At 42.3% G+C, this 26062-nt stretch carries 20 protein-coding genes; 10 read left to right on the top strand and 10 right to left on the bottom strand.

Annotated elements, in window-relative coordinates; genetic code table 11:
- The first annotated feature begins 12 nt into the window (after nt 1–12).
- On the top strand, nt 13–1140 hold the full coding sequence (locus DDT91_RS15650) for a 6-bladed beta-propeller (protein ID WP_187177137.1): 1128 nt from the start codon (nt 13–15) through the stop codon (nt 1138–1140).
- 205 nt (nt 1141–1345) lie between these two features.
- Here the strand turns inward: DDT91_RS15650 and DDT91_RS15645 are convergent, their stop codons facing one another.
- The 3 genes from DDT91_RS15645 to DDT91_RS15635 all read right to left on the bottom strand — a co-directional run bounded on the left by DDT91_RS15645 (nt 1346) and on the right by DDT91_RS15635 (nt 3981).
- Nucleotides 1346–1822 carry a nucleoside deaminase gene (locus DDT91_RS15645; protein WP_187177136.1) on the bottom strand — a complete coding sequence of 159 codons (477 nt, stop codon included), beginning with the start codon at nt 1820–1822 and terminating at the stop codon, nt 1346–1348.
- A 333-nt stretch (nt 1823–2155) separates the two neighbouring features.
- The gene (locus DDT91_RS15640; protein WP_187177135.1) at nt 2156–2902 is read right to left on the bottom strand and encodes a LytTR family DNA-binding domain-containing protein; all 747 of its coding nucleotides are present in this window, start codon (nt 2900–2902) and stop codon (nt 2156–2158) included.
- On the bottom strand, nt 2899–3981 hold the full coding sequence (locus DDT91_RS15635; RefSeq protein WP_255502144.1) for a sensor histidine kinase: 1083 nt from the start codon (nt 3979–3981) through the stop codon (nt 2899–2901). The genes DDT91_RS15640 and DDT91_RS15635 overlap by 4 nt, the downstream gene beginning before the upstream one ends.
- Nucleotides 3982–4240: 259 nt before the next feature.
- On the opposite strand from DDT91_RS15635, the gene DDT91_RS15630 reads away from it, so the two are divergent.
- Nucleotides 4241–6769, top strand: a complete 2529-nt coding sequence (locus tag DDT91_RS15630) for a TonB-dependent receptor domain-containing protein (RefSeq protein ID WP_187177134.1) — start codon at nt 4241–4243, stop codon at nt 6767–6769.
- Between the two features lie 296 nt (nt 6770–7065).
- Here the strand turns inward: DDT91_RS15630 and DDT91_RS15625 are convergent, their stop codons facing one another.
- From DDT91_RS15625 to DDT91_RS15615, 3 genes are all read right to left on the bottom strand, one after another.
- A complete protein-coding gene (locus DDT91_RS15625; protein WP_187177133.1) occupies nt 7066–8046 on the bottom strand; it encodes a pyruvate dehydrogenase complex E1 component subunit beta in 981 nt (326 codons plus the stop codon).
- An 86-nt stretch (nt 8047–8132) separates the two neighbouring features.
- A complete protein-coding gene (locus tag DDT91_RS15620; protein WP_187177132.1) occupies nt 8133–9503 on the bottom strand; it encodes an NAD-dependent succinate-semialdehyde dehydrogenase in 1371 nt (456 codons plus the stop codon).
- Nucleotides 9500–9895, bottom strand: coding sequence for a rhodanese-like domain-containing protein (locus DDT91_RS15615; RefSeq protein WP_187177131.1), 396 nt, complete (start codon nt 9893–9895; stop codon nt 9500–9502). Before DDT91_RS15615 ends, DDT91_RS15620 begins: the two co-directional genes overlap by 4 nt.
- A 67-nt stretch (nt 9896–9962) precedes the next feature.
- Between DDT91_RS15615 and DDT91_RS15610 the strand changes: the two genes are divergently transcribed.
- Entirely contained in the window at nt 9963–10469 is a 507-nt protein-coding gene (locus tag DDT91_RS15610) for a metallophosphoesterase (RefSeq protein WP_187177130.1), read from the top strand.
- Between the two features lie 61 nt (nt 10470–10530).
- Here the strand turns inward: DDT91_RS15610 and DDT91_RS15605 are convergent, their stop codons facing one another.
- The gene (locus DDT91_RS15605) at nt 10531–10674 is read right to left on the bottom strand and encodes a hypothetical protein (RefSeq protein WP_187177129.1); all 144 of its coding nucleotides are present in this window, start codon (nt 10672–10674) and stop codon (nt 10531–10533) included.
- Nucleotides 10675–10839: 165 nt separating this feature from the next.
- Between DDT91_RS15605 and hisS the strand changes: the two genes are divergently transcribed.
- Entirely contained in the window at nt 10840–12204 is a 1365-nt protein-coding gene (gene hisS / locus DDT91_RS15600; protein ID WP_187177128.1) for a histidine--tRNA ligase, read from the top strand.
- On the opposite strand, the gene DDT91_RS15595 is transcribed toward hisS, so the two are convergent.
- Nucleotides 12198–12479 (bottom strand): hypothetical protein, encoded by a 282-nt coding sequence (locus tag DDT91_RS15595; protein ID WP_187177127.1) that lies wholly within the window; start codon nt 12477–12479, stop codon nt 12198–12200. The genes hisS and DDT91_RS15595 overlap by 7 nt on opposite strands.
- A gap of 200 nt (nt 12480–12679) precedes the next feature.
- Here DDT91_RS15595 and DDT91_RS15590 point away from each other — a divergent pair, with 200 nt between their 5' ends.
- The gene (locus DDT91_RS15590) at nt 12680–13015 is read left to right on the top strand and encodes a YbaB/EbfC family nucleoid-associated protein (RefSeq protein WP_187177126.1); all 336 of its coding nucleotides are present in this window, start codon (nt 12680–12682) and stop codon (nt 13013–13015) included.
- Complete coding sequence (locus DDT91_RS15585; RefSeq protein ID WP_187177125.1) at nt 13012–14013, top strand: glycosyltransferase family 2 protein; 1002 nt, start codon at nt 13012–13014, stop codon at nt 14011–14013. The genes DDT91_RS15590 and DDT91_RS15585 overlap by 4 nt, the downstream gene beginning before the upstream one ends.
- On the opposite strand, the gene DDT91_RS20695 is transcribed toward DDT91_RS15585, so the two are convergent.
- Nucleotides 14010–14228 carry a PspC domain-containing protein gene (locus DDT91_RS20695; RefSeq protein WP_255502143.1) on the bottom strand — a complete coding sequence of 73 codons (219 nt, stop codon included), beginning with the start codon at nt 14226–14228 and terminating at the stop codon, nt 14010–14012. The two genes, DDT91_RS15585 and DDT91_RS20695, sit on opposite strands and share 4 nt — an antisense overlap.
- Nucleotides 14229–14272: 44 nt before the next feature.
- Between DDT91_RS20695 and DDT91_RS15580 the strand changes: the two genes are divergently transcribed.
- The 4 genes from DDT91_RS15580 (at nt 14273) to DDT91_RS15565 (ending at nt 25276) form a co-directional block, all read left to right on the top strand.
- The gene (locus DDT91_RS15580) at nt 14273–16072 is read left to right on the top strand and encodes a tetratricopeptide repeat protein (RefSeq protein ID WP_187177124.1); all 1800 of its coding nucleotides are present in this window, start codon (nt 14273–14275) and stop codon (nt 16070–16072) included.
- 478 nt (nt 16073–16550) lie between these two features.
- Nucleotides 16551–19832 (top strand): TonB-dependent receptor, encoded by a 3282-nt coding sequence (locus DDT91_RS15575; RefSeq protein ID WP_187177123.1) that lies wholly within the window; start codon nt 16551–16553, stop codon nt 19830–19832.
- Nucleotides 19833–19884: 52 nt separating this feature from the next.
- Nucleotides 19885–21615 carry a RagB/SusD family nutrient uptake outer membrane protein gene (locus tag DDT91_RS15570; protein WP_187177122.1) on the top strand — a complete coding sequence of 577 codons (1731 nt, stop codon included), beginning with the start codon at nt 19885–19887 and terminating at the stop codon, nt 21613–21615.
- 136 nt (nt 21616–21751) lie between these two features.
- Entirely contained in the window at nt 21752–25276 is a 3525-nt protein-coding gene (locus DDT91_RS15565; protein WP_187177121.1) for a VCBS repeat-containing protein, read from the top strand.
- Here the strand turns inward: DDT91_RS15565 and DDT91_RS15560 are convergent, their stop codons facing one another.
- Nucleotides 25277–26038, bottom strand: a complete 762-nt coding sequence (locus tag DDT91_RS15560) for a creatininase family protein (protein WP_187177120.1) — start codon at nt 26036–26038, stop codon at nt 25277–25279.
- Between the last annotated feature and the right edge of the window lie 24 nt (nt 26039–26062).

Raw genomic sequence — 26062 nt, 5'->3', positions numbered from 1 at the left:
ATTAGAATGTAAATGAGAAACTTAGTCTTTTTTGTCCTCCTTTTTTCTTTGGGATGTAAATCAATCGACCCAAGCATAAAGGCCAATACGATAACAGTTTTGCCCAAATCTCAATCAATCAGATTTGAAGATGTCTTTTCAAAGGCAATGCCGTTGAATCTTTCCGGAGAAGAATTACCATTGGCAGTCTACAGAGTCATCCCATATGAAGAAGGTTACTTAATCTTGGATGGCAAAAGACAGCAGGTTGGATTAGTAAGTTCCAAAGGAGTTTTTAAACCTGTAATTCATTCCGTGGGAGAAGGTCCGGGTGAGTATCTGGAAATCTGGGACTTAAAGGTAAACCCTGAAAGCAATGAGATTTTTATTTTGGATAGGAAATCGAGGAAGATGATCGTGTATTCCGAATCTTTTGCCTTTTGGAGGGAGATTCCAATTAAAAAAGAAGTTGCGTTTACGCTACTCTCCTTTTCGTTTTTAAGAGGAAATGAAATACTTTTTCAAACCAGTGGGAGCTCGGGGTATAAGTTTTTAACCTACGAGATTTCATCCAATAAATTTGAATTTAAAGTCCCAATAGAAAAAGAATTTGAGGGTCTTGGATTTGGGAATGATCGATCCATGTCTGTTTTGAACGAGCTGATTTCTGTGGTTTACCCTCTTGGTAATAAAATAGAACGATATGACAGATATTTAACCAGAAAGGAGGATTTATTTGTTGATTTTCAGAGTTTTTCGATTACCGAGTCGGAATTAAAACAAGTCGCAAACGATCAAAATCGAATGTTTGATTTGATTCAAAATGATGAGAATAGAAAAACTCACTCTTTCGGAATTGTTGAATCAGATCGATATTATTTAATCTCCTACTATTTAGGTTCGTTTCGAAATGGCGATTTTTTGAAATCAATTATTGAAAAAAGCACAGGGGAAACCAAGACCTTCCGTACCGTAAAAATCGGAGATGTGGAGGTAGATCTTTTACTTATTGGAAAGGGGCGAGGAGATGAATTGATTTTCACTGTAAACCAAGAAAAACTGGAGCGGATGTCAGATTCTCAAATCCAGGCCCTGTCTAAAAAATTTAAAACACCAATAGATCAAAATTCGCCTTTGTTGCTTTTTTGCACGCTTAAATAAAGTTGATTTTCCTTTCTACTGACCAAGTCCCATTACCCAGTCAGAAATGGCTGGGCTTTTTTTATTTTTAGGTGAGGCAATCAGAAAGCCCCGATTTTCTCAGATTTCATCGGGCATCTTTAGCTTTCTTACTTCAACTTTCTGACTTTCAAAACTATCTTCTTTTCTCAACTCCCCGACCTCCTTACTCCCCAACTTCCCTGCCCTAATACAGCGTCTTATCTCCCTTTTCTTTCCACAGCTCGAAAGCTTTTAAGCTTTCCTCCCGCATCATAGCAATCATTGGGATCTGCCGCTTTTCAGGAGTGATTTCAATTTCCTGATAGATAAACTCATCATCAAATCCCGCATCGGCAGCGTCTTCTTTGGTGCAAGCGTAGTATACTTTGGCTGGTCTTGCCCAAAAAATCGCCCCCAAACACATGGGACAGGGTTCGCAGGACGTGTAGACTTCGCAGCCTTCCAGTTGGAAGTTATTCAGGTTTTTGCAAGCCTCACGGATGGCGACGATTTCAGCGTGAGCGGTGGGATCGTTTGTTTTTAGGACCATGTTGGAGCCTTGTCCTACGATTTGTCCGTCTTTGACGATCAGGCAGCCAAAAGGTCCACCATTGCCTGCTTCCATTCCATTTTTTGCCAATTCGATGGCTTGGCGCATGAAGTTTTTCTGAGTATCTGTCATAGGATAAAGATAGTGATCAGTAGGGAGTGATCAGTGTTCAGTCGCAGTCGGCAGCATTGGAAGTCTGAAAGATAAAGTCAGAAAGCCGAAAAAGTAAGCAGTGATCAGTCACAGTGGTTGAATCTATCATCATCGCGAGGAGCAAAACTTAAAGCCAAAGGTTTTTTTGGAGGGCAAACCTGAGACGAAGCGATCTTATGCACTTCACATTAAATTCTGAAAGCTAAAAGGTTGGGACTTAAAATTCGGAGTAGATCTATTTTTTTAGCCTTCTCAATTCAGCGTTCATACTTTTAAAGACCTGCCTACTGCGACTGCCCACTAATTACTGACTCAACTTATCCACCGACTCAAAAATTCCAAAAATTGGTCTTTGTAATTGTCTCCCACGGCGATTTGCTGGTTGCCGATTTGGATCACGTTTTTGGAGACGGAGTCGATATGGTCCAGCGCCACAATAAAGGAGCGATGCACACGCATAAACTTGTCGGAAGGAAGCAATTCCTCCATATTTTTCATGCTGGTCAAAGACAAAAGGGGGTTGGGCTTGGATTTCAGGTGAACCTTCACATAATCCTTGTAGGCTTCCACATGGGTGATATCCCGCAGCATCACTTTGACGAGTTGGTATTCGACTTTCAGAAAAATATACTCCGGCTGAGTGCTGGATTCAAGTGCTGGTTTGGCACTTTCCTGATTAAGAATCCGGTCAAAATACTGGTAGGCTTTGGTGGCTGCGTTAAGGAAATCCTCATAGCTGTAAGGCTTGAGCAGGTAATCCAACGCATCCACCTTGTATCCTTCAATGGCAAATTGATGGTAGGCCGTGCAGAAGATGATTCGGGTTTTATCCGAATTCTTTTTACCGTCAAGGATTCTTGCCAGTTCCATCCCTGAGAGATCGGGCATTTGGATGTCCATAAAGACCAGTTGGACTTCATTCTGATTAATAAATCCTAAGGCCTCGATGGCATTGGAGAATTTACCTACCAAATCGAGAAAGGCGGTTTGCTGGATAAATTTGGTCAACAGCTCGAGCGCGAGCGGCTCATCATCGATGGCTACGCATTTGATTTTCATGCCAGATTGATGGTAAGATTTACCCAATACTGGTCATTGGCTTCGTCTTTACCAAATTTTAGACGGTGTTTTTCAGGATAGAGCAAGCTCAACCTACGTTGGGTATTGACCAATCCGATCCCGTTTTCTTTGGCTTCAGGACTATCCGGATTGATAGGGAAGATGTGATTTTTGGTTTCAAAGAAGACCGTTTCTCCCATGATTTCCATCTTGATTTTGATCTCACTTTCTTTTTGTGAGCTGATCCCGTGCTTGAAGCAATTTTCCAAGAAAGGCAAAAACAGCATGGGAGCGATGACCAAATCTTCCTTGGGCTCGTCGATCTGAATGTTCAATTTGACCTTGCTGGAGAGGCGCATTTTCATCAACTCTATGTAATCTTCGATAAACCGTACCTCTTTGCTTAGCAGGGTTTCATTTTTCTGATTTTCATAAAGTACGTACCGCATCATTCTGGAGAGTTTGAGCAAGGCCTCCTGAGCTTTGCTCACATCCAGATTAGTAAGGGCGTAGATGTTATTGAGTGTATTGAAGAAAAAGTGGGGATTGATTTGAGCTTTCAGATACGATAATTCGGTATTGATTCGCTGCCGATCCAATTCCCTGCGGATGGCTTCGTCCTTTTGCCACTTTTGGACCAAGGAAACTGATGTGCTAAGACCAATAGATATCAGGTACAGGAGTAGTTGAAATACATCTCCAGGCAGCCATCTCTTTTTGGGATTAAAGGGTCTGTCAGGATTGAAAACCTGATGCATTTTTTCACTGTAAAGGGAAAACTGCTCGAAATACACGATAAGCCCATAAAATAAAAGCGCACCAACCACGATGATCAAGAGGTAAAGGTAATTTTTACCCTTGAGGAGAATTTTGGGTACGATGATTCCGGAGTTAGAATAAAAAATCAGGATCAGCATAGACACCAAGAAAATCTGTTTCCACCAAAATTGAACAGGAAGCTCTACTTCTCCCATTCTCCAAGAAAGTGGAGAAAGGATCAGCAAAACCACACAAAGCATAATCCAGCCGAGGATATGTACCAGTATGGAAAGATTCTTTTTAGGGGTGATCGATAGCATGCGCTTGATATTCAATGTCCAAACTAAGCGATTTTACTTTTTTCTCTCAAATCAAATCTACCAACACTTTCAATCTACCCATGAACAGGTGATTTTGTCCCATAAAGGTGGTTAGAGGCAGATTTGTTAGGTTAATCCCCATTTTGTGGGTATTTGTCGATGAATGCATAGGGCTGGTCTATTACATTTTTTAGCTCGAAACAATGCCTTCAACTTTGGGGTATCAATTAAGCAAATGCCCTTATTTGAAAACGAAACCATGAAAAAACTACTCTATCTAGTACTATTCTTTACCTTTTCAAGCCTCGGAATAACACAGGCTCAACAGACTGTGGAGAAAAAAGAGCCAGCCAGGATTATCGGTGTGGCCAAAGATTTGAAAACCGGTGAGCCGGTTGGATATGCTACTGCTGCACTTTATAAAACTGGTAGTGATGTGTCTACTGCTGGAGCGGTAGCTGACGGAAATGGCACTTTCTTTATCACCGGATTTTCCACAGGTACCTACGAATTGCAGTTGACCTTCCTAGGATATGAAACCGTCAAAAGAACAGTAAATGTCAATTCCTTGGAAAGTGATATCAATCTTGGTGAAATCGCCATGTCTGATGAAGGAGTTGCTCTCGAGGAGGTGACTGTTCAAGGACAGCGGGAACTCATTGAGGAACGAGTAGACCGGACCATTTACAAAGCTGAAAATGACAGGACCACTGCAGGTGGTGATGCAACGGATGTATTGAGAAGAGTGCCTATGCTTTCTGTGGATTTGGACGGAAACGTATCCATGAGAGGAAGTGCCAATATTTTGGTGTTGATAGACAACAGACCTTCTGCCATTGCTGCTTCTTCTATCGCGGATGCTTTACGGCAAATCCCCGCAGATGAAATCAAGGCTGTAGAGGTTATTACTTCCCCATCTGCCCGATTTGACGCTGAGGGTACTTCCGGTGTGATCAACATCGTAACTAAGAAAAACAACCTTCAGGGAATGACCTTGAATATCAATTCGGGGGCAGGCTTGAGAGGTTCAAACTTGGGTCTTCAAGGCAGTGCCAGAAAAGGGAAAATGGGCTTTACCCTAGGTGGTTTTGGAAGAGCAGGCTATAATATTTTGGGAAGTTTTGAAAATCAGCAAATCACCAATAATGCTGATGGCAGTGTTTCCAGATCAGTTCAATCTGCCGATACCGAGCGCAGAGATATCTTTGGTAGATACAACTTTGGAGTTGACTATGAAATTGACCAGTACAACTTCATTACAGGTGCTGTAAACTTCGGAATCAGAAATTCTGAAAACTGGCAGTATGATTTCTTGACTCAAAACTTCCTAAATGATGTCTTGAGAGGAAGTCAAAACAGGGAGACCAACACCATTGACAATTCTAATTCAGTGGATGTGAGTCTTAACTACACCAAAACATTTGAAAAAAGAGGTAAAGAGTTGAGTTTTCTGACCCTTTACTCCAGAAATAACCGAGAAAATTCATTCACCAATACTCTCTTTGAAGAGGATTTGGAGGACATATTCTCTCGCTTGAGAAACGTGAACCCAAGCCGAAACGAAGAGTTTACTGTACAGATAGACTATGTGACTCCATTGGATGAAAAGGGCACCCAAATCATAGAATATGGAGCAAAGAATATCCTTAGAAAAGCCTATTCTGATTTCTCTTACTTCTTGGCTGAAGGGGCTACCGGTGAATTTGTGGAGTTAGAGGATCCCAGATTAAGCAATGAATTCAGTTATGATCAAAATGTAACTGCAGGATACCTTTCTTATACTTTTCAGTTTTTGAAGAATTATACTTTGAAACCTGGATTGAGATACGAGTACACTACGATCAATGCAGATTTCAAAACTGAATTTGAGGCAGAAATTCCCTCTTACGGGACTTTGGTGCCTAGCTTTAATGCAAGCAGAAAGTTGAAGAATGGGAATATGATTAAAGCTGCCTACAACAGAAGGATTCAAAGACCTTCTTTGAGATTTTTGAATCCAAACATCGAGGCATCCAACCCTCAGCAGCTTTCTCAGGGTAATCCTGAACTTGAACCGGAGTTGACAGATAACTACGAGTTGGGATATAGCACCTTTATCAAAGGAACAACCCTCAACTTCACAGGTTTCTACCGAAATACGACAGGTTCAATTCAGCCTATCCGAACTGTTCAGAATGATGGAATCATTTTTACTACCTATGAAAATATCGGTAGAGAGCAGGCAGTAGGTACCAATTTGTTTTTCAACGTCAATATCAATAACAAATTCTCCTTGAATGGAGGCATGGATTTGTACTATGCGATGCTGGACAATGGATTGACGGATCCTCAGTTTGCGGCTAAAAATGAAGGATTTGTGGTGAGTGGAAGAGTGTTTGGTAATTACACCTTGCCAAAAGATTGGCAGGTCCAATTGTTCTCCTTTGCCCGTGGACGTCAAGTTCAGTTGCAGGGAACTTCCGGAGGTTTTGCAGCTTATGGATTGAATTTCAACAAGCAGCTAAAGGAAAAAAGAGGTTCGCTGGGTTTTGGAGCGGAAAATTTTCTGATGAGAGAGTTTGTGATAAGAAACGAAATCAATACTCCTACTATCATCCAAAACAGCACCAACAGAATTCAAAACATGAATTTCAAGGTGAACTTTACCTACCGTATTGGAAAAATGAGCATGGATCAGAGACCTAAAAGAAGAAGATCCATCAACAACGATGACCTGAAAGATGGAGAAGGCGGAGGTCAAATCGAAAACCAACAAGGTGGAGGCGGCGCTCCCATGAGGAACAGATAAAAAAAATTATCCCTGGGCTTTTGGCCCAGGGAATCACCCTTTATTAGATAGATAGATTGGGTAACAAAAAGCCCGGGTTTGCTGAATCCGGGTTTTTTGTTTCAAAGAAATAGGAATGTTTTGAAATGGGAAATTTCCGTGAAAAAAAGTTGGGTGATTTTTAAATCTGGCGAAAGAAAAAACAAAACAGATTAAACCCAGCAAGAGCATCGAAGTCTAACACACAAATTTAGGGGTTATTTATAGTGGAAAAGCCCGGCTTTTGGCCGGGCTTTTTTAGTTCAATCCAGATTAAATCAGGATTTGTAAAGTACTTTATTGATTGCCTCTACTGTACGCTTCACGTTTGGAATGGTCACATCGATGTATTGAGGCGCATAGCTCAGCGGAATGTCCATGGAATTGACACGAATCACAGGAGCATCCAGGTAATCGAAAGCATATCGCTGGAAATGGTATGCCAATTCTGACGAAATTGCAGCAACCGGGTTGGCTTCTTCCACTACCACTACACGGTTGGTTTTCTTTACAGATTCCACGCAGGTAGCATAGTCGATCGGACGTACAGTTCTCAAGTCGATCACTTCACATTCTACTCCTTGCTTAGCCATTTCTTCAGCGGCTTCCAGAGCGACCTTCATCATTTTCCCGAATGAGATCACAGTTACATCAGAACCTTTTCTCTTGATATCCGCCACGCCGATAGGCAAGAGGTATTCTGATTCTGGTACAGGTCCTTTGTCAGAATACATCAATTCGGATTCCATAAAGATTACTGGATCTGGATCACGTATAGCTGCCTTGAGAAGTCCCTTGGCATCATAAGGATTAGAAGGAACGATCACTTTCAGACCTGGAGTATTGGCAAACCAATTTTCAAAGTTAGAAGAGTGGGTCGCGCCCAATTGACCGGCATTACCTGTGGGTCCTCTGAATACGATCGGAACCGAATAGGCTCCTCCAGACATCGCATACATTTTGGCAGCAGAGTTGATCACCTGATCGATGGCTACCAGAGAGAAATTGAAGGTCATGAATTCGATGATCGGCTTTAGCCCGTTCATGGCCGCACCCACGCCCAAACCTGCAAAGCCAAGCTCGGCGATTGGAGTGTCGTACACCCGTTCTGGACCAAATTCATCCAACATTCCTTGGGATACTTTGTAGGCACCATTGTATTCGGCTACCTCTTCACCCATCAAGAAGACGTTTTTGTCACGTCTCATTTCCTCGGACATGGCCTCTCTCAAGGCTTCCCGAAATTGTATTTCTCTCATTGCTTAATGACAAAATTTTGGCTCGTAAAAATAGAAAGGAATCGGGCATTTGCAAAGATTACGCAGTTCTTTGTCCCGGATGGTTTTTATCCCAAGTAAACGGTTTTTTGATTTACAAATTCTAAGATTCCCTGTTTGCTCAATTCCCGGCCGTATCCGGATTTTTTGATCCCGCCAAAAGGCAGCCAAGGATGTGATGCCACCATGGCATTTAAAAACACAGCCCCGCTTTCTATTTTTTCAGCGAGCATTTCTCCAAGGTGTATGTCCTTGGTCCAAAGTGATGCTCCCAATCCGAATTCAGTAGAATTGGCTAATTCGATGGCTTCCACTGCCGATTTAACTTTAAAAACAACAGCAACCGGACCAAATAACTCTTCCTTAAAAGCCGGAGAATCCTTGGGGATGTCTGTTAGAATGGTCGGAATAAACCTAGAGGAATCATTCGCTGGGGCTTCTCCTCCAAGTACCGCTGTTGCACCAAGTTCTATTGATTTTTTGACTTGCAGGTAAAGTTCCTCCGCCAAATCCGGTCTAGCCATGCAGGCAAAATCAGCCGATTCGTCCAAAGGATCTCCGTGCTTCATGCTTTTGATTTTTTGGGTGAAAATTTCCAAAAACTGCTCATAAACCGGATCTTCCACGATAAACCGCTTTGCGGCAATGCAGCTTTGCCCGAAATTGATCATTCTTGCTTTGGCGGCCGTCTCAGCGGCCACTTGAATTTCTGCATCTTTGAGGACGATAAAGGGATCACTTCCTCCGAGTTCCAAAAGGGATTTTTTGATTTGCTTACCCGCTGCAGAAGCAACTGCTGCACCTGCTTTTTCACTTCCTGTCAAAGACACCGCTTTGATTCTGGGGTCTTCCAGCAGTTTCAAAGTGGCAGTGGAGTCCATCAAAAAACTTTGGAATACTCCGGAAGGGAATCCTGCTTCTTCAAATACAGATTGAATTGCCAAGGCACATTGAGGAACGTTGGAGGCATGTTTGAGAATACCGACATTTCCGGCCATCAACGTGGGGGCAGCAAATCGGAAAACTTGCCAAAAAGGAAAGTTCCAAGGCATGACTGCAAGTATGATTCCCAAAGGTTGATGGATGATCTTAGCTTTTTTACCATCAGGTAGTGTAATCTCTTCAGGTGTCAGAAATTTTGAAGATTTCTCTGCATAGAAGTCGCAAACCCAAGCGCATTTTTCTACTTCTGCCCGGGATTCCCTGATGACTTTTCCCATTTCCAGGGAGATTATTTTGGCAAACTTCTCTTTATTAGCCCGAAGCACACCGGCTGCGGATTTCATTAAGGTAGCTTTTTGAGCTATGGGGATAGTCTTCCAAGACTCAAAAGTCTGTTGAGCCAGTGACGTTTTTTCTTCAATTTCACTTGGTTCAGTGGGCAAATACTCTTTTAGGATTTGTCCATTCCAAGGATTGATCGATTGAATCAAACTCATTTTTCGGTCGGTTTTCCTGCTTCAGTCCAGGCGGTGATGCCGCCTTCGAGCATATACACGTGTTTGAATCCGGATTTCTGCATCAAATCGGCCGCACGTCTGGTTCTGCTTCCTGATCGGCAATAAAGTAAATAGGTTTTCTTTTTGTCCAGATTTTGGATCTCATTGGCGAAGTTTTCCCCCAGAAAATTGATGTTGACCGAGCCAGCCAAATGGCCCTCGGCTACCTCCTCCGGAGTTCTTACATCCACTACCATGGTTTTTTTCTTGTGAGACATTTTTTCAAACTGAGCAATGGATAGTACCTGGATGGAATCCTTCTCTACGGTTTGGGCAAAGGTTCCGAGACTGATCAAAAGAAAGGCAAGAAGGAAGGTGATTTTGATTTTCATGATTTGCTTGGTTTTTGATTAAAGTACCGCCTAATTGAACCGAAAATTTACAAGCTTTCGTTTCAAAATGCCCCAAAAGATCGGATTGATTTCGGATTCCCACAGTTACATAGATCACATTACCTTAAAACACCTTCAAGAGGTGGATGAAATCTGGCATGCTGGAGATATTGGAGACCTGAGCGTGATCAATGCCTTGCCAATGGGAAAAGTGATCCGGGGAGTGTTTGGCAATATTGACGATCAGGCTGCTCAGGAGAAATTCCCGGAGTGGTTGGAATTTGAAGTGGAGGGAGTGAAGGTGCTAATGACTCATATCGGCGGCAAACCTCCCCGATATGCAAAAGGGGTGAAAGATCGAATCAAAAAATTCAAGCCCCAATTGTTTATCTGCGGGCATTCTCATATCTGTAAAGTTGAGTTTGATAAGGAATTAGACTGTCTTTACATGAATCCCGGAGCAATCGGTCATCAGGGATTCCACCATGTGAGGACCATGTTGCTATTTGAATTGGCCAAGGGGAAAGTTTTAAATCTGAGAGTTGTAGAATTGGGTAAAAGAGGAACCAATTGACCTTTGACCAAAAAAAAATAGCGGCTTTTTGGCCGCTATTTCCAGGTAAGGATACCTCAGATTATTTTGCGAAAGAAGCCTTGATTGCTTCTATGTCTACATTCTTGATCACAGGCTTAGCGCTCAACTGCTTGATTTTGATCACGCGCTCAGTTTGACCTTGTCTTTTTCTTTTCAGTTTTCTTTTAAGAGTAGTTACACCCATGGCCTTATATGTTTAAATTTTTAGAATCGAAACGAAGCGCAAAAGTAAGGAAACAAATTTTCTCTGCCTACAATTCTTTTGATTTTATTGTGGACATAGGCAGATTCTAGAACCTCCGTTTTGGGATTTTTGGGTAGATTTGGGCCTAATATTGTCACGCTACCCATGCAAAAACCAAGTCTTCCCAAAGGAACCCGAGATTTTGGGCCGATTCAGATGGCCAGAAGAAACTTTATCCTGGACACCATCAAGGATACTTTTCAGCTTTTTGGATACCAGCAGATTGAGACTCCAGCTATGGAAAATCTCACTACGCTTACAGGCAAATATGGGGATGAGGGAGATCAGCTCCTTTTCAAAATCCTAAATAGTGGTGACTTTTTAAAAGAGGTAACAGCATCTGATTTGGAAAATGGGTCAGGAGGCGTTTTAAACAAGGTTTCGGAAAAAGGCCTTCGGTACGATTTAACCGTTCCTTTCGCCAGATACGTGGTGATGAATCGAAATGAGTTAACCTTTCCATTCAAAAGATATCAAATCCAACCGGTGTGGAGAGCGGATAGGCCTCAAAAAGGTCGATACCGGGAATTTTATCAGTGCGATGCGGATGTGGTTGGAACGGACAGCTTGGTCTGTGAAGCTGAAATCATTCTGATGATCCGACGGGTTTTTACCAAGCTTGGACTTGAAAATTATGGGATCAAGATCAACAACCGGAAAATTTTGACAGGAATAGCTGAAGCCATTGGAGAGTCAGGTAAAGAGGGGCCGCTTTGCGTAGCAATAGATAAGCTGGATAAAATCGGATGGGAAAAAGTCAAAGAAGAATTGATTCAGCGTGGCTTTGGTCTACAGTCGATTCAGAATCTTTCTCCATTGGTCGGTTTGGAAAGCGACTTGAAAGGGAAAATTGAATTTTTGAAGTCTTTCTTAAAAGATTCCGAGACAGGCCTCAAAGGGGTGTCTGAATTGGAAGAAGTTTTCGGGATTCTGGAAAAAATGGGTGAAAATCTTGATTACGTGGATTTTGACATCATGCTTGCCAGAGGATTGTCGTATTACACCGGGGCGATTTTTGAGGTAAAAGTGTATGGTGTGTCCATCGGTTCGGTGAGCGGTGGGGGTAGATACGATAATTTGACTGGGGTGTTTGGCTTGCCCGGTGTTTCTGGGGTTGGATTTTCTTTTGGAGTGGACAGATTGTATGACGTCTTGGAAGAGCTTCAGCTTTTTCCTGCAGAAAACCTCAATGGTACCCAACTCCTGTTGACTTATTTTGATCAGAAAGGATTTGAGTATGCCCTTTCGGTTTTGAATCAGTTCAGAAAGGCTGGGATTAAATCAGAAATCTACCCGGACCAGGCAAAAATCAAGAAGCAGTTGGAGTTTGCCACCAAAAAAGAAATCCCCTTTGTGGGGATTTGTGGAGATAATGAGATCAATTCGGGTACTATCTCGATTAAAAACCTCGTGACCGGAGAACAGGAGACTTTAAGTTTGGAAAACGCTGTTTCGAAATTGGCTTATTGAACCTCCAGGATGGCGTTTATAGGGATGTAGGCGCCGCCTTTAAGAGAAATAAACTCTGTTCCAACTGCCCAAACCGTAGTATAAACTTGGTATACCTGTTCGTCCGAAGTTTCAAAAGTTAATTTCACTTTGGTTTGAAGTAAATTTCCCAGAGTTTGGGATCTGTACAGATCTGCCAATCTGTTTTTTCTGTCATCAGGATTGGTTAAAACGTCCTTTTTTCCAAAGCTTAACAGAGGAATCTGTTCTTTCTCGATTTGGGTTATTGTTTTCATGGGTAATTTGGTTTGGTTAGTTTTTTATACAGAATAAGCTTACAAAATGTTGCCTAAAATATTTCTATGTAGTTGATAAAAGGCGTTTTTATAAAATAAGAGTTTTTGTTACGCTTTATTTTCAAAATAATATTCTTTTTTTGAGCGCCTTCGACTCTGTTAATCCTGATATATTTGTCCATTCTAAAAACCCGATTGGTATGTTTGACATTATGGGAATGATGGGCAAGGTGAAAGAAGCCCAAGCAAAAATTAAAGAGGTTCAGGCCCGACTGGTACATCTCACCGCGGAAGGGGAAGCCGGGGCAGGCATGGTGAAGGTATTCGTGAACGGAGAGCGCAAAGTTCTCAAGATCCAAATGGATGAGTCATTGCTGAGTCCAAATGACAAAGAAGTGTTAAGTGACCTGATCGTGGCGGCGACCAATAAAGCCATGGAAGCCATTGAACAAAAAATAAAAGCTGAAATGAAGTCGGCAACCGAAGGGATGATTCCAAATATTCCTGGAATGGACTTTGGGAATCTTTTTGGATGAGAACCTGCGCCATAGTCATATTGAATTACAATGGGGAGAATGTCTTAAGAACTTTTCTCCCTTCCGTAAAAACCAATAGCTATTATGACCTTTGGGTGATTGACAATGCAAGTACTGACAGATCAGTTGAAATTTTACAGCTAGAATTTCCTGAATTTGGCCTAATCCGATTAAAGGCTAACTTGGGGTTTACGGGCGGTTATAACTGGGGGCTTGAAGAGTTACGCGACAAATACACTTATTTTATTTTGCTCAATTCTGATGTGGAGGTAACTCCAAATTGGGATAACAAACTGATTGATTTTTTAGAGGCTAATAGGGACTTTGCTGCGGTGCAGCCAAAGATTTTATCTTGGACGGAAAGGCATTCATTTGATTATGCCGGTGCCGGAGGAGGTTTTTTAGACGCTTTGGGTTACCCCTACTGTAGGGGGAGAATTTGGAATCACCTGGAAAAAGACCTTGGTCAATATGATGATGCTATTACCGTGGACTGGGCTTCCGGGGCTTGTATGGCTATTCGTTCAAAAGATTTTTTTGAGCAGCAGGGATTTGATGCTCATTTTTTTGCTCACATGGAGGAAATTGATTTGTGTTGGAGACTGAGAAAGTCAGGAAAAAAGATAGGTTACTTGGGAGCTGCTACGGTATATCATCAGGGTGGAGCGACTTTGGACAGGGCTAGTTCGAAGAAACTCTATTTGAATATTCGAAACAGCCTGAGCATGTTATATAAAAATGTGTCTGTTTTCAGGTTTATCCTGATTTTTTTGGCCAAAGTCGGATTGGAATCCTTGGCTAGCTTTAATTATCTATTGAAAGGCAAATCGGAGTTTTCAAAAGCAATCTTGGAGGGTTACATTGATTTTTTTAAAACCAGGATGATCATACAGAAGACACAAAAAAGCCCTAACCATGAAATTCAAAGGTCAGGGCCAGTCAGATTTATATTGATCCAGTATATGATTTTAGGAGTCCGTAAATTCTCCGATCTTTAGTCAAATAATACGGGATTGTTCATTTTTCGGAAATATTTTCGAATTTTCATCATCATGGCCATTGAGACATACAGAATAATAGGTGAGCCGAGAGTGATAAATGACGTATAAATGAAAAAAAGCCGAATACTATCTATTGGGAAATTTAGCTTTTCGCCGAGCCTTGAGCATACTCCAAAGGCCCTTTCTTCGAAGAATAGTTTTAGTTTTTCCATGGTTTGTGGTGGTTTAGTCGATTCAAAATTATAAAAAAAAGAGTTTGAAATCTACAATTGCATTGAAAGCCAGAATGTTTCGGTTTTTTATATTCTTTTTTTCTTTATCAGTTGCAGTTTATGCGCAGGAAAGACCTGATGCCACTGAAGCTAGATTTTTAAAAGAAGTTTTTCTTACACCCTTGAAACTCAAACTGGAAGGGGATAGTGTGAGATTTGGGGTAAAGGGCAATATTCCTGTTGAGTCTGTTTTGATACCCCGAAATCCCAAATTGAAATTGGTTTTTAGATCTCCGGAAGTATCGCTTGAATTAGGTGAAATTTCCTTGACTAAGACATTGGCTAATTTTACCTATGACAAAAAATTTTCCATTAAATATGAGTCATGGATGGAAGGAGGGTCGTTGGAGCTTCAGTTTTTTCAGGGGAAAAAGACAAGTAGCGTTCCTTTCGAAACCAGAATTTTGGCAAAGGGGGTAATTGCTCCCCAACTTTTGGTAAGAATAGGTCAGGTGTTTCCAGACGAAACGATTCCTCAAGTGGGACTTTACATGCTCACAGGTGCTTTGGATCGTGAATTGGAGGAAAAGAAGGAATTTTCTTTTGTTTTTAACCTAGGGGCTTCTTCGATCAGACCAGGAGCAGAGAATGTGGCAGTTTTAAATAGTATCGATGAGTTTTTGAAAAAAAATCCCACGGTCATCAAGGTAAAGGTGACCGGTTTGCAGTCGCCGGAGGCAAGTGAAAGTAAAATACCCAAACTGGGAGTCAATCGCGCGAGAGAAGTTGGAAAAAGTTTGGTTGCCAGATTTCCAGAGATTTCCGAATCCAGCTTGGTTTATGATTCAAGGTCCAACGATTGGTTTGATTTTCGGCTGTTGCTTAGGGACTATCAGGGGATTTCTACTCAGCGAAAAGATGAAATGTACGCGATTCTGCTAAGTGGTGAATCCTTTCAGGAGCAAGGAGAAAGGTTGAAAAAAGTGCCGGGATATTCCCAAGCCTCCTCAGACTTATTCCCCAAATTGAGATCTGTTAAGGTGGAAATCACTGCCAAACCATTCTTAGGATTGGACATGGAGCAGACTTTTAAGCTAAAAGAAGCATTGTCAAACCCCGAATCAGGCCATAAATTATCGTTTGGAGAATGGGCATTGGCTGCAGAAGCGTCCCAAAGTCTGGAAGAAAAGGCCTTGATATATTCAAAGATGACTGAGTTATTCCGTTCAGCTTTACCCTATAATAATATGGCTGTAGTGAGGCTAAGGCAGGCTCAGAGGACTTTAGATCAGGGATCAAAAGAAATATTGTGGGATGAGGCAGACCGGTTGCTTGTGCAAGCGTTCCGAATAGAAGCCAACCCTTATTCTCTGCATAACCAAGGACAAATTTTAGCGCTTAAGGGGGAGTATTGGGAGGCATATAAAAAGTTGTCGGAAGCCTCGGTCATGAGCAAAAATCCTGATTTTGTCCTTGCCAATGAGATGCTTAGAGGAGCATTGGATGTGATGAGAGGAGATTACAAACTGGCAACGCTTAGATTTGATTACAAGATAACCGATCCCAGACATTTATTTAACAAAGGATTGGCCTATTACCTGGTAGGGGATTATGCTCAGGCTACTATGGCGTTTGAGGAATCGGTGATTCACGGGAGGGCCTTAGGGTATGGGTATTATGGATTGGCCATGATAGCCATTCAGACCGGACAAGGGGAAATTGCTTCGATTCACCTGAAAAATGCTATTGGAACAAATAGTCAGTTGAAAGAAAAAGCTTATTTGGACCCGATTTTTGAGGAGCTAATGAGCAGCAACTTGTTTTTTGAAGGGATTTCAAAATAAGATCGAGTCGACATCAATATTTTTAAAATTTTTGATGGAAAATTGAAATTATTTGAAAAAATAGACATTAAATATTTCAGTGATTTCTTGATTAGCCTAATTTATAAAGGCAAAAAAAGGAGGCTTGGCAATTTGAAGGCTGAATTTTCTGAAAAATCAGAATTTTATTTAGAGCAGAAAATTTGATTTTTCTTTTAGAATATTTAACATTGGAAGTTAAGAAGTAACAATTAAACCCAAGATTCGAGCCTATGACCAAATTTACTTAAATTCTTTCCTACTCTCTCCTAGCATCGACCGATGCCATCAAACCTACCGGTTATTTAGTTCGCAGGTCAACCCGACCAGGTATAGTCGCAATAGAAGTTCTGATTATCAAGAAAATAACTATTGCTATTATTTTAAGAATAATCGCAAACGATTGCACAAACAATTAACAAACAAGTTTTTGAGATTAATCTTGTTACCCAATCTATCTATGCATATGAAAAATGTTTACAAAATCCTAAGTGTGTGCCTTACGCTCTTAGTCCTATCTGTCTCGGCTGCCTATGCGCAGAAAACGGTGACAGGTACGGTTCTGGATGAGTACGGTATGGGCCTTCCGGGTGTATCTATCCTGGTGAAGGGCACGACTACCGGTACTGCCACTGACATCGACGGGAAATATTCCCTAAGTGTCCCTAATGACCAAGCTACCTTGGTTTTCTCTTTTATCGGCTACACCACCGTTGAACAAGTGGTGGGTGCAAGAAGTGTCATTGACCTTTCGATGAAGCCAGATGAAAGAACCCTTACTGAATTGGTTGTAACTGGTTACTCTATCGACTCAAGAAGAGAGACAACCGGTGCGATCGCTACTGTTAATCCAAAAGACTTGACAGTAATCCCTACTGGTAACGTAGAGCAGACCCTTCAAGGTCGTGTTTCTGGTGTTACTGTAATTACGAACGGACAGCCAGGTACCTCCTCTATTATTCGTGTTCGTGGTTTCGGTGCCTTCGGTGGTAACGAGCCATTATACATCGTGGACGGATTGCCTACTTCATCCACTGATTTCTTGAATCCTGACGACATTGAGTCCACCACCGTATTGAAAGATGCTGCTGCGGCTTCTATCTATGGTGCTCGTGCTGCCAACGGTGTAATCGTTTACACTACCAAGCGTGGTGCAAGAGACAAGAAATTGAGAGTGGATTACAACGGTATGTTTGGTGTAACCGACCCAGGTACTGGTTTGGATATGACCAATCCACAGGAATACGCTGATTTGACTTGGTTGGCAGAAAAAAATACTGCTGCCCTTCAGAATCGTGCCCCAGCTTATGGACACCCTCAGTTTGGAACTGGTGCAACTCCAGTAATGCCTTATTATCTGAGTTTGATCACCAGAAACCCAACTACCGGTGCATTTGGAGTTGCTTCTGGTCAGCCTGGTCCTTTGTCTCAAGCTCAGCTTGATCAGCAGAGAGAGTGGTACAATATTGATCCAACTAGAGGCACAGTTCGTCAGCTAACTAGAGCAATGACTGGAGAAGGAACTGATTGGTATGCTGCTTTGACAAGAACCGCTCCTCTTCACAGACATTCATTGGGCTTTAATGGTGGTTCTGCTACCTCTAGATTCTACATTGGTTTGGGGATGCAAGAGCAGGCCGGTATCATGATCGGTAATGATTTCAGAAGATATTCGTTAAGAGCAAATTCTGAATTTGACGTAACCAAGCGTATCCGAGTGGGCCAAAACTTCCAGGCTACTTACAGACAAGTATTGGGTCAGCAAGGGGGTACCGGTGGTCGTGGTGTATCAGATGACGAAAACGATATCCTTCAGGCGTTCCGTATGCCTTCCATTATCCCCGTTTATGACGAATTTGGTGGTTATGCAGGTACAGCTTCCAGAGGTTTCAACAACCCTAGAAACCCTGTAGCCAGCCGTGAAGGCCAATTGGATAACAGAAACTTCAATGCCAATGCATTTGGTAACGTTTACGGTGAGTGGGATATCATTGATGATTTGACTTTCAGAACATCTATTGGTGGTCAATACAACAACTACTATTACTGGAACTATTCACGTCTTCAGTACGAAAACTCCGAAAACAACTCTGCTTTTGGATATGGAGAAGGTGCAGGATTCGTGTTCGGATGGACATTTACCAATACCTTAAATTACAAGAAGAAAATCGACAAGCATGATTTCAACGTGTTGTTGGGTCAAGAAGCGCTTAACTCCGGAGCAGGTAGAAATATCGATGCGGTAGGTCAGAATCCATTCTCTACTGACCCTGACTTCATCACCATCTCCAACTTGCCAGTAAGTACCCGTCAGGTAAACTCTAACCAGTTTAAAGGTGTAAACTTTAACTCTTACTTCGGTCAGTTGAGATATACCTACAATGACCGATACATCTTCAGTGCGGTAGTTCGTCGTGACGGTTCTTCTCGATTCGGTGAAAACGCAAGATGGGGTACCTTCCCTGCGTTCTCAGCAGCTTGGAGAATTTCTTCTGAAGGCTTCCTTCAAGGAGCCACTTGGATTGATGACTTGAAAATCCGTGGTGGTTATGGTACAATGGGTAACTCCAACAACGTGGATCCAAACAACCAGTTTTCCTTGTACGGAGGTAACATTGGAGCGTCTTCTTATGACATTGGTGGAACTAACTCCAGTGCCGTAATTGGTTTCAGAAGATCCCGTATTGGTAACCCTAACGCTCAGTGGGAAACAGCAATTACTCAAAACGTAGGTTTTGACGGTACCTTCTTTAACGGTAAATTGGATGTGATCTTCGACTGGTGGAAGAAGGATACGGAAGACTTGTTGTTTACCGTTCCAATTCCTTTGACTGCCGGTAGCAACGCTGCGCCTCCTGCCGTTAACGTTGGTAAGATGTTGAACAGAGGTTTTGACCTTTTGGTAACTACCAGAGGTAACTTTACTTCAGATTTGACTTATGAATTGACTGTTACCGGTTCTACCTTGAAGAACGAGATTTCTGCCCTTTCTCCAGGTTTGGACTTTATTACCTCAGTAAACCCTTCCTATAGAGGTATTCAGCCAATCCGTAATGCAGTTGGACAGCCTTTGTCTTCTTTCTTTGGATTTAACGTACTTGGCTTGTTCAGAAATCAGGAGGATGTGAATTCTCACGCTGTTCAAGACGGTGCTGCTCCAGGACGTTTCAAGTTTGAAGACGTAAATGGTGATGGACGAATTACTCCTGATGACCGAGTGTTCTTAGGGAATCCAGTTCCTGATTTCACCGGTGGCATGAACTTCACCTTGGGCTACAAAGGGTTTGACCTTTCTGCTTACTTGTACACCTCCATTGGTAATGAGATTTGGAACCAGTCTCGTTGGTTTACAGACTTCTTCCAGACTTTCGAAGGTGCTGCGATCTCCAGAAGACTGTTTGATGCATGGACTCCTCAAAACTTGGATGCCAAAATCCCTCAAGTGGAAAGAGTTTCCAACTTCTCTACTTCTAACGTAGCCAACTCGTTCTACGTAGAGGATGGGTCTTATTTGAGACTTCAAAACTTGACTTTGGGTTATTCTGCTCCAGCAAGCTTGCTTCAGAAGATGAAAATGGAGAGAGCCAGAGTATTTGCCTCTGTAAACAACCTGTTTACTTTGACCAAGTACGAAGGTCTTGACCCAGCAGTTGGTGGTGATGCCGACTTGACATTCGGTATCGACGTAGGTAACTATCCTGTTACCAGAGGTTGGACTTTCGGTCTTAATTTGAGCTTCTAAGCCAAACAAGATAATCTGAATCGAGTTATAGACACTATAATAGATTAAACAAATGAACAATTTTAAATTAAAAATCGGTGCCCTACTAGCATCTACAGCGATGATGGTAGCAGTGAGTTGTAGCGATGATTTCCTGAATGTTCCGCCGGTAGGTCAATTGTCAGAAAACCAGCTTTCTACTTTGGCTGGTATTGATGCAGCATTGATCGCAGCGTATTCTCAGGTAAACGGTCGCGGTAACAGATTAGGGTCTCCTTCCAACTGGGTTTGGGGGAGTATCAGAGGGGGAGAGGCTAATAAAGGTACTGACCCCGGTGATTTTACTACCATTAACCCAATCCAGCGATTTGAAAACGACGCTGCGGGAGGTGAAATGGGTTCCAAGTATAACGTGTGTTATGAAGGTATTGCAAGAGCCAACACAGTGTTGAGACTTTTGACAAAAGCAGGTCCGGATGTGACTCCTGCTGATGTGATTCGTCTTTCTTCTCAGGCTCGCTTCCTTCGAGCTCACTATTACTTTGAGCTTGCCCGTGATTACAACCGTACTCCTTACATTGACGAGACGGTAGATTACGGAAGTGGGTTGGAGACAGTTAAAAATGACAAGGACCTTTGGCCATTTATCATTGCAGACTTGGATTATGCGGTGAAAAACCTTCCTAATACTCAGGCTCAAGTAGGTAGAGTCAACGTATGGGCTGCTAAAGCTTACCTTGGAAAAGTGTACATGTACACCAAAGAATTTGCAAAAGCAAAGGCTTTGTTTGATGATGTGATTGCCAATGGAGTTACTTCCAATAATTTGAAGTACGGTTTGGTTCCTTACTACGATGACATGTTCAGAGCGGCTAAGGACAACCACCAAGAATCTGTTTGGGCGTATCAGTCTGCTGCAAATACTGGTTCGGTAAACAATGCGAACCCTGAATTTGACTTGAACTTCCCTTACAATACCGGTCCTGCTGGTCCTGGTAACTGCTGCGGATTTTTCCAGCCAAGCTTTACGTTTGTGAATGCTTTCCGTACGGTAAATGGTCTTCCAATTTTGGACAGGACGTATAACAGCCCTGCAAATGAAGTGAAGAATGATATGGGTATTTCTTCCGGTGCTCCATTCACTCCAGATGCAGGTCCACTTGATCCTCGTTTGGACCATACGGTAGGCCGTAGAGGAATTCCTTACTTGGATTGGATGGATCATCCTGGACAAGCTTGGATCCGTAACCAGCCTAACGCCGGTCCTTACTCTCCTAAGAAGTATGTGTATGCGAAGTCTGAGCAAGGTTCTTATCAGGACAATTCTTCCTGGACTCCTGGCTACACTGGTATCAACTTTATGATTATCCGTTTTGCAGACATCCTGTTGTTGGCTGCAGAAGCTGAAATCGAAGTAGGTAGCTTGGAGAAAGCAAGAGAATATGTAAACAGAGTGAGAACAAGAGCCATCAACTCTTTCTTGAAAAGAAGCGACGGATCTAATGCAGCAAACTACCAAATCAAAACTTACGATACTCCTTGGACTGTAAAGGCTACTGCTCAAAATGCAGTCAGAATGGAACGTTTGCTTGAATTGGGTATGGAAGGCCACAGATTCTATGATCTACAGAGATGGGGTACTGCTCAGGCTGAATTGGATTACTACTTTGCGTATGACGGTGTAAAATTGGCTTCTGCCTTGGGTGGTGCCAAGTACACTGAAAAATATAAGTGGGTTCCAATTCCTCAAGATCAGATCGACTTGGTTGGTTCTGATATCTTGACCCAAAACCCAGGTTTCTAATCAAATTCTAATTTTCCTTAAAGAGAAGGTCGAGAGGCCTTCTCTTTTTGTTTTTAGGGGTTTTAATACTTTCTTTTTTTTCTTTCCATCTTGGAATATGCTAATTTTCTGAACCCTATTTGCACCCAATCTACTTATGAAGAAGTTTACGATTGTTCCCATTCTGGTTTACCTTATACTACTTTCCAGCTGTCAGAAAGATCAAAGATTGTTTGAGTTAAAGTCTCCAAATGACACCGGAATAGAGTTCAACAATGAAATTATTGAATCGGATAGTTTCAATATCCTCACTGATGAATACATATTTAATGGTGGTGGTGTTTCTGTGGCGGACTTTGACCAAAATGGACTTCCTGATCTTTTTTTTACAGGAAACCAAGTGCCAAACAGGCTTTACTTGAATCAGGGTGATTTCAAATTCAAGGATGTATCTGAGCAAGCCGGTATTATGGCTAATGAAAAGTGGTGCACGGGAAGTGTGGTAGTAGACATTAATCAAGACGGTTGGCCTGATGTCTATGTAGCGGCTGCAATGAAAAAAGGTCCTGGGGAAAGAAACAATCTGCTTTTTGTCAACCAAGGGAAAAATTCAGCAGGGAACGTAACCTTTAAGGAAATGGCTGTCCAATATGGAATCGCAGATCCCGGTAATTCGATGGGAGCTGCATTTGTGGATTATGATCTGGATGGGGATTTGGATTTGTATGTTCTCAATAATGAACAAATTATTGCAAAGCCAACCAATTTCAGACCAAAAGTCACGGATGGTTCGGCTGTCAACAACGATGCCTTTTATCGAAATAATGGAGATGGGTCATTTACCAATGTGACGTTAGAAGCAGGAATAACTTTTGAAGGTTTTGGACTTGGATTGGCCATTGGAGATGTCAATAATGACGGATGGGCCGATATACACGTCAGCAATGACTATATCACTAACGATATTCTTTATATCAATAATAAGAATGGGAGTTTTTCCAATCAGACCAAAGAATACTTAAGGCATCAAAGCCAATTTTCTATGGGCTCAGACTTGGCTGATTTCAACAATGATGGAATGCCGGATTTGATTACCATCGATATGTTGGGCGAAGACAATTACAGGAAGAAAACCACCATTGGTAAAAACGTCTATCAAACCTATATCAACAATGAGCAGTTCGGATATGAATACCAATATGTCCGAAACATGGTTCATCTGAACAATGGTTCGGGAGTGCCTTTCAGTGAAATCGGAATGATGTCTGGAGTTTATCAGACAGACTGGAGTTGGGCTCCTTTATTTGCTGATGTAGATAACGATGGAAACCGGGATCTTTTGATCACCAATGGCTTCCCAAGAGATATCACCGATAAGGACTTTGCCAATTATAGAGCAGATGTGGGTAGTATCGCATCCGTGAGGCAATTACTTGATTCTATTCCGATTGTAAAAATTCCCAATTATTCCTACCGTAATACCGGTGATCTTAAATTTCAGGACTCCGGAGAAGCTTGGGGACTAAACCAGCCATCCTTTTCAAATGGAGCGGTGCTGGTCGATTTAGATTTAGACGGGGACTTGGATTATGTGGTAAATAATATCAATGATCCTGCTTTTGTCTTTGAAAATAAGCTCAATCAGCAAAAGGAAGCCCCAAATTATCTTAGGATCAAGTTAAAAGGCACTGAAAAAAATCCTGATGGACTTGGTACTAAAGTATGGCTTATGTTTGACAATGGTTCCATACTATATCAGGAGATGCAAGTGGTAAGGGGCTATATGTCCTCTACAGAAAACATCCTTCATTTTGGATTGGATTCTGTGAGCTCCGTTAAGGAGATTCAAGTAATCTGGCCTGATGGAAAAGAACAGAACATAACCTCTGTCAAGGCCAATCAAGTTCTACAAATAGACTACCAAAATGCGAAAACGGGAGCTCAAAACGTGGCTATTTGGAATCAAGGGCAGCTGACTCCTTTGTTTTCAGAAGTGTCTGATTCGCTTGGAGTTCAATTTGTACATCAGGAGGTAGACAAGATTGATTTCAATATCCAACGAACCTTGCCTCATAAACTTTCACAATTTGGTCCTGTCCTTTCAGTAGGGGATCTAGACGGTGACAGAAGGAATGATCTTGTCGTAGGATCATCTTCAGGCTTTGGTCCGGTTTGGTTTAGTCAAAACGAAAATGGCACATTCACTCAAAAGGAACTCTTGCCAGGTGAAAATTCAGCTTTCGAAGAAGCAGGTATTTTATTGATTGATATCGAAAATGACGGTGACCTTGATCTTTATTTGGTGAGTGGTAGTGCCGAATTTGCCCCCAATGCTTTGGAATATCAGGATAGACTCTACCTCAATGACGGAAAGGGTAAATTCAGTCTGGATCAAAACTTTTCGTTCGTGAAGGCAAACGGTAGTGTAGCCCGAGGAGCAGATTTTGACGGGGATGGATTCATGGACATTTTTGTCGGAGGGCGTACCCCAGTCGCCCAATATCCTCTTCCGGATAAGAGCTTTCTCCTCAAAAACCATCAAGGGAATCTGATCGATGCGACCAAGCAGTGGTTACCGGAGCTGGATAATCTTGGGATGATCACCGATGCGGTATGGTCTGATGTCAATAGAGATGGAAAAGTAGATTTGGTAGTAGTAGGTGAGTTGATGCCCATTACTGTCTTTTTAAACAAAGGTGATCGGTTTGAAAAGGCAATCAACACCGGATTGGAAAATTATTTGGGTTGGTGGAATTCCATTATCACCTCAGATTTGGATCAGGATGGAGATACGGATTGGGTTGTGGGAAACCTTGGAGCGAACAATTCTCATCACCCTACCTTTGATAGGCCTGTAAAAATTTATGCTAAAGACTTTGATTCTAATGGTTCTGTCGACCCAGTTACTTTTGCCTTTTACAAAGAAAAGATAGGTGGTTCTTATCAGTCTTTTCCAAGTCATTTTTGGGACGATCTCAATGGTCAAAGTCCGATGTTCAGAAGGAAGTTTGATCGATACAAGTATTTTGCATTAAGTACCGAAGCCACTTTTTTCAAAGAAGAAGAGAAAAAAGACGCGCTTGTCTTGACGGGTAATTTTGACCGGTCTGTTTGGATCGAAAATCTCGGTGATGGGAAATTCAAAGTTCATGAGCTGCCCACCGTAGCTCAAATTGCGCCAATGAATGGCATAGTGGCCGAGGATGTCAATGGTGACGGAGTTACCGACCTGTTGATGGTGGGAAATGACTATGGAAATGAAATTTTCATCGGTCGCTTGGATGCCTCGATAGGGTGGGTGTTGCTGGGAGATGGAAAAGGTGGGTTTAGGTCGGCCTCCCCTCAGGAAAGTGGTTTTGTGGTCCCTGGAGATGCTAAGGCTTTGGTCAAACTCACGCGTAAGTCTGGAGAGTCCCTTTACTTTGCCTCTCAGAACAGGGGTAAGCTCTTGGTTTTTAAATTGAAAAATCAGGAATTGAAGTCTATTACTCCTCCCAAAGAGGCGATGTCAATTTTGGTGGAATTGGAAAGCGGAAAAACTCAACGATTTGATGTGGGATTGGGAGCCGGATTTGGATCTCAATCCGGTCGTGAAATCCAGCTCCCAAAAGGTGCTAAGTCAGCGGTGATGATCTCTTTTAAAGGAGAAATGATTCCGCTGAATATATTCAGCATGGAATAATCATCGGTATAGTTCTCCGGGTTTTGCCTTACAAATATCCTCGATAAGGTCGGCTACCTTGTCGGTGACGTCCTCAAAATACCGCCTCCCTTTCTCAGGGGAGGCTTTTTTGGGATTCCCGATTCCTGTGTCTTCGGTGACTTGGGACCACTTTCGCTCAGCCCAAGCCCATTTTTCCCTGATTCCTCTGATCACTGATTTTTTTTCATTACCATCTCCTGCTTCTTCCAAAGGGAGAATCAATTCCGGATGAAGGTACTGAATCAGTGCGGTCTCCATCTCGTCGGCATGATCTCCCGCTTCTTCAAAGTAGAGGCTTTTGTCGAGTGCCTGATACCAATTGCAGGTGAACAGCATCATTTCGGGGTGTTTTAGGCCAAGTTCTCGGAGCATAGGCTGAAAGTTGTTTCCTCCGTGGCTATTTAGAATTAAAAGTTTTTTCAATCCTTGCCGATTCAAAACCTCAATGATATCCTGAAGAATGATGAGCTGGGTACTAGGGTAGATATTCATGTCCAGATAAATATCAGACTGTCCGGTGTTGACTCCAAAAGGAATAGTAGGAAGCACGACTACCTTGTTGCCCTTTTCCCAGGCTTTTCGGGCACCCTCAGCAGAGATCGCATCTGCTTCGTAACAATCTGTGCCGTAGGGCATGTGGTAATTGTGCGCTTCAGTGGCTCCCCAGGGTAAAACGGCAAGTTCGTATCGGAAAGTCTTCAAATCTTTCCAATTGGCTTCTTTCAGAATATAAGGTCGCATGATTTATTATGAGAATTGGATGGT

This window comes from Algoriphagus sp. AK58 (genome assembly GCF_014324365.1).
In the GTDB taxonomy this organism is placed as follows: Bacteria; Bacteroidota; Bacteroidia; order Cytophagales; family Cyclobacteriaceae; genus Algoriphagus.
Note: the sequence above shows the minus strand (reverse complement) of the source record. Positions and strands in the feature narration are given on the sequence as shown.

Excerpts from the sequence above, each read along its gene's own strand:
- DDT91_RS15620 (WP_187177132.1), bottom strand. The coding sequence starts at position 9,503 with ATGAGTTTGATTCAATCGATCAATCCTTGGAATGGACAAATCCTAAAA.
- DDT91_RS15585 (WP_187177125.1), top strand. The coding sequence starts at position 13,012 with ATGAGAACCTGCGCCATAGTCATATTGAATTACAATGGGGAGAATGTC.
- DDT91_RS15650 (WP_187177137.1), top strand. The coding sequence starts at position 13 with ATGAGAAACTTAGTCTTTTTTGTCCTCCTTTTTTCTTTGGGATGTAAA.
- DDT91_RS15635 (WP_255502144.1), bottom strand. The coding sequence starts at position 3,981 with ATGCTATCGATCACCCCTAAAAAGAATCTTTCCATACTGGTACATATC.
- DDT91_RS15605 (WP_187177129.1), bottom strand. The coding sequence starts at position 10,674 with ATGGGTGTAACTACTCTTAAAAGAAAACTGAAAAGAAAAAGACAAGGT.
- DDT91_RS15565 (WP_187177121.1), top strand. The coding sequence starts at position 21,752 with ATGAAGAAGTTTACGATTGTTCCCATTCTGGTTTACCTTATACTACTT.
- DDT91_RS15590 (WP_187177126.1), top strand. The coding sequence starts at position 12,680 with ATGTTTGACATTATGGGAATGATGGGCAAGGTGAAAGAAGCCCAAGCA.
- DDT91_RS15570 (WP_187177122.1), top strand. The coding sequence starts at position 19,885 with ATGAACAATTTTAAATTAAAAATCGGTGCCCTACTAGCATCTACAGCG.
- DDT91_RS20695 (WP_255502143.1), bottom strand. The coding sequence starts at position 14,228 with ATGGAAAAACTAAAACTATTCTTCGAAGAAAGGGCCTTTGGAGTATGC.
- DDT91_RS15645 (WP_187177136.1), bottom strand. The coding sequence starts at position 1,822 with ATGACAGATACTCAGAAAAACTTCATGCGCCAAGCCATCGAATTGGCA.
- DDT91_RS15595 (WP_187177127.1), bottom strand. The coding sequence starts at position 12,479 with ATGAAAACAATAACCCAAATCGAGAAAGAACAGATTCCTCTGTTAAGC.
- DDT91_RS15575 (WP_187177123.1), top strand. The coding sequence starts at position 16,551 with ATGCATATGAAAAATGTTTACAAAATCCTAAGTGTGTGCCTTACGCTC.
- DDT91_RS15610 (WP_187177130.1), top strand. The coding sequence starts at position 9,963 with ATGCCCCAAAAGATCGGATTGATTTCGGATTCCCACAGTTACATAGAT.
- hisS (WP_187177128.1), top strand. The coding sequence starts at position 10,840 with ATGCAAAAACCAAGTCTTCCCAAAGGAACCCGAGATTTTGGGCCGATT.
- DDT91_RS15560 (WP_187177120.1), bottom strand. The coding sequence starts at position 26,038 with ATGCGACCTTATATTCTGAAAGAAGCCAATTGGAAAGATTTGAAGACT.
- DDT91_RS15630 (WP_187177134.1), top strand. The coding sequence starts at position 4,241 with ATGAAAAAACTACTCTATCTAGTACTATTCTTTACCTTTTCAAGCCTC.
- DDT91_RS15615 (WP_187177131.1), bottom strand. The coding sequence starts at position 9,895 with ATGAAAATCAAAATCACCTTCCTTCTTGCCTTTCTTTTGATCAGTCTC.
- DDT91_RS15625 (WP_187177133.1), bottom strand. The coding sequence starts at position 8,046 with ATGAGAGAAATACAATTTCGGGAAGCCTTGAGAGAGGCCATGTCCGAG.
- DDT91_RS15640 (WP_187177135.1), bottom strand. The coding sequence starts at position 2,902 with ATGAAAATCAAATGCGTAGCCATCGATGATGAGCCGCTCGCGCTCGAG.